The sequence below is a fragment of the Microbulbifer agarilyticus genome (assembly GCF_019800665.1).
Taxonomy (GTDB): Bacteria; Pseudomonadota; Gammaproteobacteria; order Pseudomonadales; family Cellvibrionaceae; genus Microbulbifer; species Microbulbifer agarilyticus_C.
Window position 1 is genome coordinate 546114 of sequence record NZ_JAHVKO010000004.1, and the last position, 13609, is coordinate 559722.

12 protein-coding genes are annotated in these 13609 nt (G+C 54.1%); 1 reads left to right on the forward strand and 11 read right to left on the reverse strand.

What is annotated here, in order from left to right:
* Positions 1 to 5: 5 nt before the first annotated feature.
* Positions 6 to 1220, reverse strand: a complete 1215-nt coding sequence (locus KUV22_RS11810) for a saccharopine dehydrogenase family protein (RefSeq protein ID WP_222231359.1) — start codon at positions 1218 to 1220, stop codon at positions 6 to 8.
* 76 nt (positions 1221 to 1296) lie between these two features.
* The gene (locus KUV22_RS11815; RefSeq protein ID WP_222231361.1) at positions 1297 to 2976 is read right to left on the reverse strand and encodes a sulfatase; all 1680 of its coding nucleotides are present in this window, start codon (positions 2974 to 2976) and stop codon (positions 1297 to 1299) included.
* Between the two features lie 197 nt (positions 2977 to 3173).
* Between KUV22_RS11815 and KUV22_RS11820 the strand changes: the two genes are divergently transcribed.
* On the forward strand, positions 3174 to 4505 hold the full coding sequence (locus tag KUV22_RS11820) for a hypothetical protein (protein ID WP_222231363.1): 1332 nt from the start codon (positions 3174 to 3176) through the stop codon (positions 4503 to 4505).
* Positions 4506 to 4570: 65 nt separating this feature from the next.
* On the opposite strand, the gene KUV22_RS11825 is transcribed toward KUV22_RS11820, so the two are convergent.
* The 9 genes from KUV22_RS11825 to KUV22_RS11865 form a co-directional block, all read right to left on the reverse strand.
* Positions 4571 to 5233, reverse strand: coding sequence for a nitroreductase (locus KUV22_RS11825; RefSeq protein WP_222231365.1), 663 nt, complete (start codon positions 5231 to 5233; stop codon positions 4571 to 4573).
* Positions 5234 to 5268: 35 nt separating this feature from the next.
* Positions 5269 to 5958, reverse strand: coding sequence for a hypothetical protein (locus tag KUV22_RS11830; protein WP_222231367.1), 690 nt, complete (start codon positions 5956 to 5958; stop codon positions 5269 to 5271).
* A 51-nt stretch (positions 5959 to 6009) separates the two neighbouring features.
* Positions 6010 to 7242, reverse strand: a complete 1233-nt coding sequence (locus tag KUV22_RS11835; protein ID WP_222231369.1) for an iron-containing alcohol dehydrogenase — start codon at positions 7240 to 7242, stop codon at positions 6010 to 6012.
* A gap of 36 nt (positions 7243 to 7278) precedes the next feature.
* The gene (locus tag KUV22_RS11840) at positions 7279 to 9273 is read right to left on the reverse strand and encodes an alkyl/aryl-sulfatase (RefSeq protein ID WP_222231371.1); all 1995 of its coding nucleotides are present in this window, start codon (positions 9271 to 9273) and stop codon (positions 7279 to 7281) included.
* Complete coding sequence (locus KUV22_RS11845) at positions 9270 to 9707, reverse strand: SRPBCC family protein (protein WP_222231373.1); 438 nt, start codon at positions 9705 to 9707, stop codon at positions 9270 to 9272. The genes KUV22_RS11840 and KUV22_RS11845 overlap by 4 nt, the downstream gene beginning before the upstream one ends.
* A 52-nt stretch (positions 9708 to 9759) precedes the next feature.
* Positions 9760 to 10995 (reverse strand): glutathione S-transferase family protein, encoded by a 1236-nt coding sequence (locus KUV22_RS11850; protein ID WP_222231374.1) that lies wholly within the window; start codon positions 10993 to 10995, stop codon positions 9760 to 9762.
* 104 nt (positions 10996 to 11099) lie between these two features.
* Entirely contained in the window at positions 11100 to 11741 is a 642-nt protein-coding gene (locus KUV22_RS11855) for a glutathione S-transferase family protein (protein WP_222231376.1), read from the reverse strand.
* Positions 11742 to 11755: 14 nt separating this feature from the next.
* On the reverse strand, positions 11756 to 12439 hold the full coding sequence (locus KUV22_RS11860) for a glutathione S-transferase family protein (RefSeq protein ID WP_222231377.1): 684 nt from the start codon (positions 12437 to 12439) through the stop codon (positions 11756 to 11758).
* 51 nt (positions 12440 to 12490) lie between these two features.
* Positions 12491 to 13606, reverse strand: coding sequence for a hypothetical protein (locus tag KUV22_RS11865; protein WP_222231379.1), 1116 nt, complete (start codon positions 13604 to 13606; stop codon positions 12491 to 12493).
* Positions 13607 to 13609: the final 3 nt, after the last annotated feature.

Sequence of the window (13609 nt, forward strand, 5' to 3'; positions counted from 1 at the left end):
CTTCATCACTTCACCACTTCAAAGGTTAAGCCGGCATTTTTCTGAAGGCGATCAATGAGCCTTTCTCCATACAAACTGCTAGGTGTCCAGAATCCGCCCTCTACTGAAGTTGGGGTCTGCAATAAGCAGATAGCAGACTCTGCAACAATTTGTGACGTACTTCCATAGCCGGGATCTTTGTCACCAGTTACTTTTATTCTAATTCTCTGTTTGCTTGGTGTATGACCAATAAAGCGTAATTCGAAAAACCCGTTTTCTTGTTGCTCTATAGTCGGACCCTCGCCAGCCTTTGGCATAAATTTCTCCAGCAGCCACCGAGTTGGCTTAATCGCGCCGAGTGTCCAAAACATTTTCAGTGAGAGGCTAAGCATGAGTGACGTTCTTCTGCCCTTGCTGCCCCTTCCTGCCAAAGATGCCTCGTGATACAAAAAATTAGTCCCGTATCTACTATCCAATAGGGCATTTGAACGATGGACTATTTTGGTATTTGTTGGAGCGATTAAGAACGGTGCTGTCCAGGCATCAAAGTCACCATCAAAAAGCGCAGTGTTCAGATCACTTTGTCTGGCCGTATACCCATGATTTGGAGGGCACGCGCTATAGGGGTCATCGAGATCTGTTCTAACTTGCGAGTTATTTTTCGATTCATTAATCACATTAATAAAGCTGGCAAAAGAACCACCACTCATATGCCCCTTAAATTTAGCGACCCTATTTTTTACTTCATTGCAATATTCACCAAAGGCCTCTTTAGCTGCCTCTTGTAAGAAGTACAAACCCATATCCGAAGGAATAGAATCAAAGCCGCTACAATGAACAATTCTGGCGCCAGATTTTTTTGCTGCAGCGTCATATTTTCTTATCATCGCTGACACCCAATGCACTTCCCCCGTGATATCGCAATAATCTGTACCTGACTCTACGCAGGCTTTTATTAGAGGTTCGCCATAAATAGCATACGGACCGACAGTTGAAAGTATTACTCGTGCTTGCTCGGTCAAGTATCTCAACTGTCCTTCACTAGAAACATCAGCGATTAGGTGCGTGACATTCTGCGCTCCTATATTTCGCTTTACCTGTAAGAGTTTGGCTTCACTACGTCCAGCGATAGCCCATTTGATTTCTCCATCAACGCCGTATCGATTGACCATATACCGCGTAATAATTTCACCAACAACGCTAGTTGCTCCGTAAATGACAATATCGAATGGTTTATTCATAAGACAAAAACTCTTAGTGCTTAACGATGGTTACAATGCCGGCCGTAGATTTCCTGGTACTGTTATAAATGCGGGATTAGTTAGGCATGTAAATATATTCATCACCTTGAGTGAACTGCGCTGCTTTGGTTTTGTCTATTAGAATCGGTGTGTTTATGACCGGTGACCACAGAGAGCCTCGGGCCTCACTTTGATGGGCTTCCAACAAGGCGCTGAGTTCCTGAACTTTATCAAGCCTGCTCTTTGCCAGATTGTTTTGCTCAGTAGGGTCTTCTGCCAAGTTAAATAGCCACTTTTTAAGCCCATCAGTCGGTCTGTCATTCACTAGCAACTTCCAATCACCATGACGGACAACCTGATAGTGGCCGCTTTGCCAAAATAAAGTTTCTCGCTGCCAGTTGTTGACTCCCTCCTCTGTCACCAATGGGAGGACATTTAAACCGTCAATGGCAATCTTCTCAGGAGGTGTTGCTCCCGCTGCTGCTGCAATTGTCGGCATCATATCGATATGTGCTACTGGAGTATCCACCCGTGATCCCGCCGGAATTTTGCCCGGCCATTTGATAAACAATGGAACACGAATCCCCCCTTCAAACAGTGTAATTTTCCAGCCACGAAATGGGAGATTGATATCGGAGAGGCCAAGATAGCCTGGCCCTCCATTATCACTGGTAAATATAACCATCGTATTTTCGGCAATCCCTTCTGCTTCCAATGCCTCCATTATCTTGCCCACGCTTCTATCTACAGCACGCACCATAGCTGCGTAGACACGCTTACGGTGCGGCTTTATGTCACCTACCGCTTCGTAATCTTCTCTAGTCGCCTGTAACGGTGTATGAGCCCCCCAGTGAGCTAAATACAGGAAAAAAGGTCTGTTCTTGTTTGCTTTGATGACCTTTATGGATTCTTCTGTCCAATAATCGGTTAAGTAACCTCCAGGTTTGAACAGATCTGTATCTCCAGAATTAAAAGAAGCTGAATAACCCATCCCTGCCCAAAGAAACTTATCGATGGCATCAAAGGGTAACTTGGCATTAATTACATTAGGATCGTTTTCAGGAAGGTATAGACCACTTTGCATTAACAGGCTGTCGTCAAAACCCTGATCATGGGCTGCACTGCCATTCGCTCGGCCGAGATGCCATTTGCCAATGTGTGCGGTGTAATACCCACTTTCTTTAAGCACCTCTGCAACCGTTACTTCTGAGGTTGGCAGACCTTTTTCTTCATAGGACGGTTGCTGAGCATCCATGTCAGCATCATAAAAAGCGGGCGGCATAGCATCGTCACTTTTCAGCGCCTTACCAACTTTATATACGGTTTTCAGCATGCCGGCTGGCGTTGGGGTAAATTCAAACCCAGTACGAGTCGGATAACGGCCTGTCATCATCATCGCACGAGAAGGTGCACAGGTACTGGCACCGGAGTAGGATTGGGTATAGGCAACCCCTTCTGCAGAAATGCGATCAATACTTGGCGTTTTGAGCCCAGCCACACCGCCACCAAAAGCTGATATATCGTTATACCCAAAATCATCCGCAACAATCAGAATAATATTGGGAGGACGTTCTCCGTCAAAAATCTGTGGTGAAGCGGGACCCTGTTGCCAGGGGATCTCCCGGGCCGGAGGTAGGTCGGCATAAATCTGACTGGTTCTGAATTTGGCAGCAGCCAGAATAATATCGGCGCGTTTGTACCATGCGGCGCTGGCAGCAACCGCTATCACTATTGCAGACACGATTATTTTTTTCATTCTTCCACCAGCCTCTTCAGATCCCGAGAATCAATTAAGCCCGTATCGCCCAGAATTACTGTGGCATAAATGCTGACAAAATATTCAGTCGCAAGCAGCATGCACTATTGACATGATCTATGTCAATATGTGAGGCTAATCACGATTCTCGATAAGGCCAATGCCGGCCAGCGCTATAACAACAATGGGGAAAGAGTATGACGGTACAAGATTTTCAGCTGGGAACCCCTGGTTACTATCCGAATTCAAATTACCCAGTAGAATATGGCGGCGTCAGGCGTCAGAAGCACGCTCGAAGTCCTGGGCTAAACATTCAGCCCAATGAGAATTTGGCCATCACATCACGCCAGTTTCCGCGTGGTCGTTGGGTTATCGCCACTTTAGATGTTGATGGAAGACTTTTCGTGTATGGTTGCTCGGTCCCTGGACAGCCTGATATTTCTTTTGGCTGGATTGAGGAGGTTGACCCGATAACGTTAGAAACGATTAATACCTCTCCAGAATTGTCTACAGGAGGGCACAACTGGTGTGGTGGCGCGAGTGTGCTCGCAGATGGCACTATCATTACTGGTTTTGGCCGGTACATTCACAAGCTTAACCTTGATCTAGAACTCATCGCAGAGTTGGAGCTTCCTGTCGACCAAGCGCATAACGGCGTGCTGCGTTTGTCGGATGGCATGATGGTTACGCGCAGCATGGAACACGACCCATGCAGGAATTCCGTATTCACCCTTTTCGACCCCAGCAACCTCGAGTGTTTGCAGGCTTTTGAGTTTGTCGGGTCCTCAATAGGACGCTTTTGCATTGACCCAGGCAAGGACTACGACAGCTTATATGCCACGACATCCAGCCATATTCATCGCCTGATCTACAAGGACCAAAAGTTAAGTATTGATCCCGACTGGAGTGCCTCCTACGATCTGCCCGGCGAAGATCAGGGCTTTGCCTGGTGTAATACGGTTGGTGATGACAGTGTATGGTTTATGGATATGGGCAATCTTCCTCCGGTTGAGTCCATAATGCGCGCATACCCTGTGGGCACAAAGCCCATCGAGTTTTCTCCTCAGAATCAGGCTCCAGTGCGTGTTCATAGAGTATCAACGCATGACAGTAGTTCAACTGATGTGCTTGCCCCCTTCGGGCTAGCTGCGGGTGGTCAGGGGGCTTCACCGCTTTATGTTCAGGATAAAAGCATCCTGATGGCCTTCGATACGCTCAATCGAAAAACTGGCGCGTGGCGATTCAACGGTGCTGGCGACTTTACCGAGCTATGGGTTCGTGACATAGGCAACTCCAACCAGCCACTATATTACCCGGACACAGGAGAAGTCATCCTTGACGATGTGTTAGCTGACCACTCTGTTGACGCTGTGGTAGTTGATATCGAGACGGGTGAGGAAAAGGGGCGAGTGGCCACGGGTACGTTTTTCGGCGCTGCTATGATGGCATGTCCAGGGTTCAAGCGTGATTACTATGTCGCCAGTGGGGTGCATGGAGCCCTTTGTAGAGTGTATGTATCTGAATCATAAAATGGCCGCTCCGGCACCCACAATGCGGGCAACATAAAGTACGAGTATTTCCTCACGCCATCGGCTTAGCTGATAAAGGATACGGCCTCAGAAAGTGCTGCACGCTCGGTACGCGTGGTGTTCGCGGCTGCAGTTTCGTCCGGGTAGCCGAATGACATACCAAAAAGAATACCCTGATCTTCACTTAGCCCGAACATTTCCCGGGCGGGCGCGGGGAACTGCCCCAGGGCACCCTGGAAGCAGCTGCCGAGTCCATGCTCTTCCAATAGCAGTGCCAAGGTTTGCGCATAGATGCCGATATCAACCGCGCCCATGATGCCGAGATACTTGTCCATCACGAAGAATGCCGCGTGCGGTGCGCCAAAGAATTCCCAATTTCGCACCATCGCCATCTGCCGAGCGTTCTTGTCCTCCCGCGCAATACCCATCGCGGAATACAGGGCATTGGCCGAGCCAAACTGACGCTCGCGGTGGACGCCGGCGTACTTCACCGACCAGTCAAAATCCGGCTTGGGTCCCTCGCCTTTCATCAGCTCTTCGATAAAGCGCTGCTTCAGTGCGTCTTTCTTGGTGCCCGAGACGACGAAGGTTTGCCATGGCTGCACGTTGCAGTTGGACGGTGACTGTTGCGCGCGGGTGAATATGTCATTCAGCAGCGCCTGGGGCACCGGTGTGTCTTTGAAGGCGCGGGTGGAAACCCGGCTGTCGATGGGGGAAAGTTCGGTCATACAATCTTCTTCTTTTTATCCGCTAAAAGAGGTATTCAAATCGTCGCTGTTGCTCCGGCTTGATTCTCCCGCGCCGCATTTTTCATATTGTTGCCGCGTCGGGCAAAGGCAGATAGTAGCAGATCAATCAGAGCCGTCAGCGAAAACAGGATGAGCCCGAGCAGCAGGCGCGGGTCACCCAGGTACAGGCTGGGTTCGATTGGGTAGGCGATGGTCTTTTCCAGTGCTGCGGTCTTGAAATCGTGGCGGTCGAGAAACACCGGGTTGCTAATGATCTCCATAAAATCGCGCCGGCTGCGGTAGCGGAAGATGGCGGCACTGGTCCACTCCTCGGCGCCCTCGAGTCCGATCAGGTCGATCACCGGGAACACGGCTTTACCCCAAAGTACTGGGTGGCTGGCGCGCTTCGCGAGTGCCGGCAGTACATGCTCCATGTACAGGCCCATCAGGGTGTTGGCGTCTGCGTTGGCCGGCGCGCCTTCCACTGCTGGTGGCTCGGCATTATTGTGGATCGCATTGACCATCAGGAACTGGCGGCCGCTGTCTTCACGCATAAAGCGCGCCAGCTCATCCACCTGTTCTGCGGATACGCCGTTGTCAGTCAGTGCCCGGGTGATCTTTGCTACTTCTGCATCACTGAGTGGGCCGGAAAAATCGGTGTACCAGAAAACAAAAAGGGCATACAGCAGGGCTGGGAAAAGCCAGAGTTTTACGCGCGTTGACATTGGTGATCCTTTAGTGGTGTTGTTTTGTTTTTCTCGAATGCGCCGGCTAATTTATCCGGCAAGATTCTCAACGGATGGCAATAACTTACGCAAAAGCGCCTCACACTGCTGTTGGTTCATCAGCGTGGGTACCGGGTAGTCCGGGTTGCCTTCCTTGAGGGCGCGCTGCGCAAGTTGCCGGATGTCTTTTTCCTGCAATTGCGCCACGTGCGTGGGAATATCCATATTGCGATTCATATCGCGGACCTTTTCGATAAAGCGCATGGCAAGGTCTGCGGTGGGTTCGCCGGTATCCCCCAGCCCGCCAACAACCGCCAGGCGCGCCAGTTTGTGCTCACAGTCCGCGCGCGAGAAGTCCAGGATGTGCGGCAGTACGATGGCATTGGCGAGGCCGTGGGGTACCCCGTACATGCCACCAAGGTTGTGTGCGATGGCATGTACATAGCCAATGAGTGCCCGGGTAAATGCGAGCCCTGCAAAGTAAGAGGCCTGGGCCAGATTGTTGCGCCGTTCCAGATCACTACCGTCCAGATACACCGCTTCGAGATCCTGGAAAATAATCTTTACCGCTTTCTCGGCATTCTCGTCGGTAAACGGTGTACCAAACCTGCCGATATAGGCTTCGATGGCATGGGTAAGTGCATCCATGCCGGTACTGGAGGTGATGTGTGGCGGCAGGCCGAGCATTAGCTCGGGATCCAGCACCGCGTAGCGGGGGACGATCTTCAGGCTGGTGACTGCGAATTTTTCCTGCGCCTGCGGATTGGAAACCACCGCGGCAATGGTGCACTCGGAGCCGGTGCCGGCGGTGGTGGGGATTGCAAATAGCGGTGGCAGTGCGCGGGCAATCTTGAACGCTCCACGCATTTTCATCACTGGTTTGCGCGGGTTGCTGGCGCGGGCGCCAATCATCTTGGCGCAGTCCATGGGCGAGCCACCGCCAAAGGCAATAATGCCATCACAACGATTGTGCTGATATGCCGCCACCCCTGCCTCGATATTCTCGATCGTGGGGTTGGGCTGCACACCGTCAAACACGCTACAGCCAATACCAATTTCTTCCAGTGCCTTGACCAGCCCATCCGCCAGGCCAAGCCGGGTGATGCCCTGGTCGGTGACCAGTAATACGCGACTTACACCGTGCTTCTGGATAAGCAGCGGTAGCTGGGTAACGCTCCCGGCACCGGTGATCAATTCTGGTACCGGTACCTTGATCAGATTCACTAGTGGCTTGGTAACCACATGTGCAGTGCGGTACAGCGCTTTTTGTAATGGCCACTTCATGGTGTCCTCCAAGCTATCTCTTCTAGGCTGATGTCGTCACGGAGTGACGATATCAAACTTCCCATCGGCCATATTGAACAGTGAAAAGAACCGGATCAGGTCCAGCTTGCTGCCGGTAACTTCCAGCTCATCGGAAAACAGCACTTCCTTGGGGCTCGACTGCCGGGTCAACAGTCTCAGAAACAAATCGTGGGTCAGGGTCAGCGTGGCATTGGCATCGGGGTCGGGTTGCCGCTGCCAGTAGTGCAGTACGGCGTTTTCGACCTGCAGTACATAGCTCTGGTTGAGGTCGGGGAAAACGAAGTTAACGGTCAGGTTTTCACCCTCGGCCTTGTGACCGTCCAGCCCCACCGCGATGGTGTCGAGAAAGCGCGGCAGGGGCATGTACTGCAATTGCTCGGCGGCCAGCGCCAGATCCATACCGCGCTCGGGGCCACCGTGACGCAGCTCGTAGGCGCCGCTCAGGTACACGTCCCGCCACGGTCCGGATTCCGCGATATACCCCAGCTGGTCGTAGGTTTTCGCCAGCAGGGCTTTGGCGTCGTCGTTATCGGGTTCCGCGAAGACCAGGTGGTTGAGCACCTCTGCCACCCAGCGGTATTCACCATCGTCAAAAGAGCGCTGCGCCTTGCTCAGTACCGCATCGGCACCGCCCATAAATTCGATGGTCTTTTTCGCCGAGTCTACCGGTGGCAGCGGATTTAAATTGGCCGGGTTGCCGTCGTACCAGCCGAAATAAAACTGATACACCGCTTTCACATTGTGACTGACGGTGCCGTAGTAACCGCGGGTGGAAAAGTTGTTGCGCAGCGACGCAGGGAGTTGGATCTGTTCGGCGATTTCCCGTGGCGTCAGGCCGGCATTGGCCATGCGGATTGTCTGGTCGTGAATGTATTTATATACATCGCGCTGCTTTTTGAGAAAGTCCACCACCTGCGCGTTGCCCCAGATCGGCCAGTGGTGGCTGCCGAAATAAATCTCCGCATTCCCGAAGCGCTGGATCACATCATCGATGGTGTTGCTCCAGTTCAGGCTGTCGCGCACCTTGGCGCCGCGCAGGGTGTAGACGTTGTGCATCTGTTGTGAAACCAGTTCGGCACCACACCATGCATTGTGCTCGGGCAGGTAGAAGGTCAGTTCCGCGGGGGCTTCCGAGTGAGGTGCGTTCTGGAAGACAAAAGGCACGCCGTCAATCTCGTGCTGTTGCGGCGTTTCGGTGACCAGATAATTTGGTGGCAACACGCTGCTGGAACCCAGCGCGGGCTCTTTGCCCAGGCCGGTGTCCACATGCGCGCGCTCGGAACGTGGCAGTCGCTTGCCATACATGTACAGGGCGCGGCGATACATTGCCATGCCGGCCATGGAGTTCTCGCTGGTGGCTTCTTCCATAAAGCCTTCGGGGGCGATGAGGTCCACCTTGCCACTGGCGATCTCCTCGGCGGAGACCAGTGCAGTGGCGCCACCAAAGTGGTCCACGTGGCTGTGCGTAAAGATAACCGCAGAAATTGGCTTGCGCTGCAGGTGCTGCATGGCAAATTCGAACGCGTAATGGGCGGTTTCTTTGGAGGTGAGCGGATCGACAACGATCCAGCCCTTTTCCCCATCGATCAGCGTCATGTTGGCGAGGTCGAAGCCGCGCAGCTGATAAATCCCTTCGGCGACTTCAAACAGGCCGTGGATATTGTTCAGCTTGGCCTGGCGCCAGAGGCTGGGGTTGACGCTGGCGGGTGCGTCGCCCTGAATGAAGTCGTACGCGGTAAGGTCCCACACGGGGCCGGATCCGGGCCCATCAATCCGAAGCTTGTCAGCGCTGGCAATCAGGCCGCGACGGGCATCGGCAAAGTCCTGCTGATTGGCAAACGGCAGTTGGTTGAGCACATCGGCATTCGCGCGGATGGTCGCCGCGGTGGGTGCGCTGAAACCGTATTTATCCACACTGTCGCTAATGCTGTTGTTGGCGTTGTTATCAGAATTACTGCCGCAACCAGTCAGGGCGGCGGCACAGAGCAATACGGGAATATACGGCTTCATAGTGCTGAGATTTGCTTGAGTAGTGAGCCAAAGCCCTGGCGCCCCTTGCGCTCGAACAGGGGGCCGAGAAAGAGTTTGCCGAGAACAGGGATGTTGATGGAGCCTCTGGAAATCCAGGTGACCTTGGTCCCCCCTTCGACCTCGTTCAGCGTTACGCTGCCGATATCATGGTTGAATGGCAGGGGCGAGGATTTTTCGATCTTGTAATCGAGCCGGTAGGGGCGCTCGAAACAGGTGATACGTTCTGCAAATTTTATCGCGCCAAGATCAATGTGGCGCAGCGCTCCCTCGCCATTTTTCTCTGTATGCCCAGGCTCCAGAAGCTTTGCACCGTTTACTCCGCGAAAGCGTGCATACGCCGCGTGGTCGGCGAGTATTTCGAATACGGTGTTAATGTCTTTGTCGATAATGCGTTCTACATGAATATCAAACATGGAGTTTTTCTTCGCTATTCGCTATGGGTAATGGCATGGCGGTGGATGCGCATCACGTGGCATTGGCCTGCGCGGCCTTCTCCTTGATGCGCTTAATGCGCGCGTCCGGAATACCATCTTTGATAAAGGGCGGGGTGAATCCGTCGAACAGGCTGTTGTGGAGGATTCCATCGCCCATCAATCCGGGCATTATCTGCGCGTCGCGCAGTGCGGTGCTCAGGTCCGCTTTTTCGCCATCGGTAAGTGCTTCGTAACGCAACTGCAGCTGTTCGAAGCTCCAGGCGCGGTATTGATGCGCACTGAAGGACGCGGTTGCGCCGTAAATGGTTTCCTCGAAGTGCCTTTCACGGGCAATGCAGGCCTTCGCGGTGGCTTTTGCCAGCGGCAGGTAGGTCTTGCCGATAAAGCCCAATAGTGCCAGCAGGGTGTCTGGCAACCCTTCATCCAGGTTAATCCAGTCACCGAATTCGGTTTGGCCGGCACAGCCGCGGGTATCCCCCAGGTCGGTGATGGTGTGTATCCAGTTGCAGGTGCGCGGGGCCTTCACTTCCATGATTTCGTTGGAACGGGGGTCTTCATACAGGTGCACCTTGAGTGGCCCGTACAGGGAGAAGTCCGCGATCGATGGCTTGAATCCCAGCAAAAACTGATGGTGCTTGAAGTGCTGTTCGAGTATCGCAAGCAGATCTTCAATTTGCTGGTCCATGCTGGCACGCACCTCTTCACCCACAAGGCCCAGGTGCTGGTCAAAGCCGGACTGCCGCTGTACCAGGAACGGTGCCAGGTCTTTGGCTTCCATGTCGGCACTGCCAAAGGTGAAACTCCTGGCGATGCGATGGCTCACGGCGGCCCGGTTCTGGTCGTTGCCCCAGCGGGTGTGCATATGAATACGCGGCATATATTCATCTGCAAACTCTTCGATCAGCCACATAAGAAATGCGAGACGCGCATCGTGCGGTACGGTTTTCACTGCCGGAAATTTTTCTTCCAGATACATCACAATCGGAGTGGAATCCTGCATCACCTGATCATCTGGTGTCAGCATAATGGGGACAATGGATTGTCCGGCCACTTTCTTTGCCCACTCGAGTTCCATATGGTTGGCGCCCACTTTTTTATAGGGGATGCCCTTGTAATTCATAAAGGTCATGACTTTATAAGAGTAGGGCGAAGCCTGTGCCTGCCAGATGCGGTAGTGATCTTCTTCGCCGTCCCGGAGCTGTTTACTTTCTGCGTGCAGCTTCTGTTGGTGTGCGATGTTGGCCGGGATTTCTTTATTCTCTTGCATATTTTCTCCGTCGGGTAGAGCCGTATACTCGTATTCAGCGCTGACAAATTGTATTTTTAGCTTCACGTTTCATCGGGTGCGTTAGTAACGCCTGGTATAGCTGTTTAACTCTGCCCCAGAACCCGTGCTTCTTTTTCCAGAATTTTTTGAACGGCCGGCAGTGCCTTCACTCGCTCAATCAAACCCGCCAGTGCCGGCCAGCGCGCTGGATCCACATCGTAGCCGGCGTAGCTGGCATTAAAGAACGGGCTAGCAATACACAGGTCCGCCATGGAGAAGTCGCCGAATACAAAACCCTCTGCGGGAATCTGGCTCTCCAGGTAATCCAGTAGCGGCGGCAGGTCGCGGTCGATAATCTTTGTGACTTTTTCTTCATCGGGTTCCTGCTTGAACGCAAGTGGCCGCATAAAGCGCTGGAAGAAAATACCCGCGGCGAGTTCGGAAACGCGCCCGCCACACAGGTCTTCGTACCAGTGCGCCCTGGCCTTTTCAGCCAAGGTTTGCGGATACAGTGGTGTTTCCGGGTAGGCCGCTTCCAGGTACTGGCAGATCACCTTGGAGTCCCCCAGGGTCAGGTCGCCATCTACCAGTGTGGGGACCTTGCCGAGGGGGTTGATTTTTAGGTACTCCGCGTCGCCGCTGAATGGCATTTGCGGAATCAGCTTGAATGGGATGCCCTTGAGGTCCAGAGCGATCAAAACTTTGCGGACAAAGGGTGAGCCGTGCACACCGTAGACCTGGATCATGTTGTGTTCCCCAATTAGGTTTGCAGCGCTTTGCGCGCACCGGTTTTGAATTTCTCCTGCTCTTTTTCATCGTCGAGCAGGTTGCCGAGGCTGAACGGCACTGCAATGCCTTTTTGCATACCCGGTTGTTCGTACATGGCGCTGAGCCAGCGATTGAGATGCTCGAGGCCTTCTACCGATACACCGGACCATTTGTGGGTGCGCACCCAGCACCAGTTGGCAATGTCGGCAATGGAGTAGTCGTCGGCGAGCCATTCGCGCTCCGCCAGCCGCGTGTCCAACACTTCGAACAGGCGTCGGCATTCATTGTGGTAGCGGTCGATTGCCGGCTGCAGTTTCTCCGGGAAATAACGGTAGAACACATTGGCCTGGCCCATCATCGGGCCGACGCCGCCCATCTGGAACATCAGCCATTGCATGACCGTGGTGCGGCCTTTGCTGTCGGTGGGCAGCAGCTTGCCGGCCTTTTCCGCCAGATAGACCATGATGGCGCCGGACTCGAATACCGCGAAGTTGTCCTGCGCGCGGTCAACGATGACCGGGATGCGACCATTCGGGTTCATGGCCAGAAATTCCGGTTTTTTCTGCTCGCCTTCAACGATATTTACAAAGTGTGATTCGTAGGGAATCTCCAGCGCTTCCAGCGTGCAGGATGCCTTGTGTCCGTTGGGTGTTGGGGCTGTGTAGAGATCGATCATGCGCGTTAACTTTCCTGTTAATTATTATTGCCGCGTCAAAATGCGGCTGGTTCAGGCCGCAGTGACCCGGTCGAGTTTGTGTGGCAGGTCGTCCCGGCCAACTTCAATCAGGTGATCCGCCAGCGCGCCGCAGTTGCCACTTTGCCAAAGTTCGAAGAAATCGTCGGCGAGGCGACGGTTCATATCGGCCACGGTATTCCAGTACTTGCGCAGTTCGTTCTCGGTCAGGCGGCGGAAGTCGTCGCGGTCGGGAATTTTTCCGTAGGGCAGGCTGGCGACGAAGGCTGGTGATGGCGCCACAAGCAAGGTGTTTTCCATCGCACCGCCGCGCACCCAGCGCCAGCTGAGGGACTTATCAAACCAGCCCGGCACCATATACGGGAAAAAATGCGGGTACAGGGCCAGGCCCTGTGGGTGCCGGAAGGCGAGGTCGAAGTGGTAGTCGGTAATACCGCCGTCGCGGTAGTTGCCCGCCGGTGCGCCGTGGGGATTCTGCACTCCCGCCATGACCAGCGGAATCGCACCGCTTGCCAGTACCGCATCGGATACATTGTGCTCGGACAGCCGGGTGTTGACGGTGCGCAGGTTGTCGAACTGCACCGACGGGGATTCGCCGGCGTGGAAGACCACCCGGTCCCAGAAGGCGCGCAATGTGCGCCGCGACACTGCATTGGCCATGGCCGATGCCATCAACACTGGCGCCAGTACCGCGCGGTTTTCGCTGGCCAGCGGGCCGCGTCCGCGCACGGTCACGAAATGGCTCTGCCAGATGGGGTTATTGGCTACCTGCTGGGCGCCGGTCGGGCCCAGGGCCGCGAGCACCATCTGTTCGCCGACCGCGGTAATTTCCGCAGGAGTAGGCTTGTCCGATTCATACTGCTGGTTGATGTAGGCATCTTCGAGCCGGCCAATAGCCGCGGGGGCATCCTCCAGCGCGTAACACATATTGCGGAAGCTGCCGATGGAGGAGCCCACACTGGTGATTGGCGTGTTGCGGCCGGCAAAAAACTCGCCTGCCAGCAGCCGGTCGAGGTGGCTGATCGCCAGCCACTTGGGGCCACCGGAGGCGCCGATCAGGGTGGAGAACTGCTGCTGGTGCAGCCCCTCCTCGCGGATGCGCCGGGCAGCGCCGGCGCCGGCCAGCAGTACGCAGGAATAGCGTTTCATAAG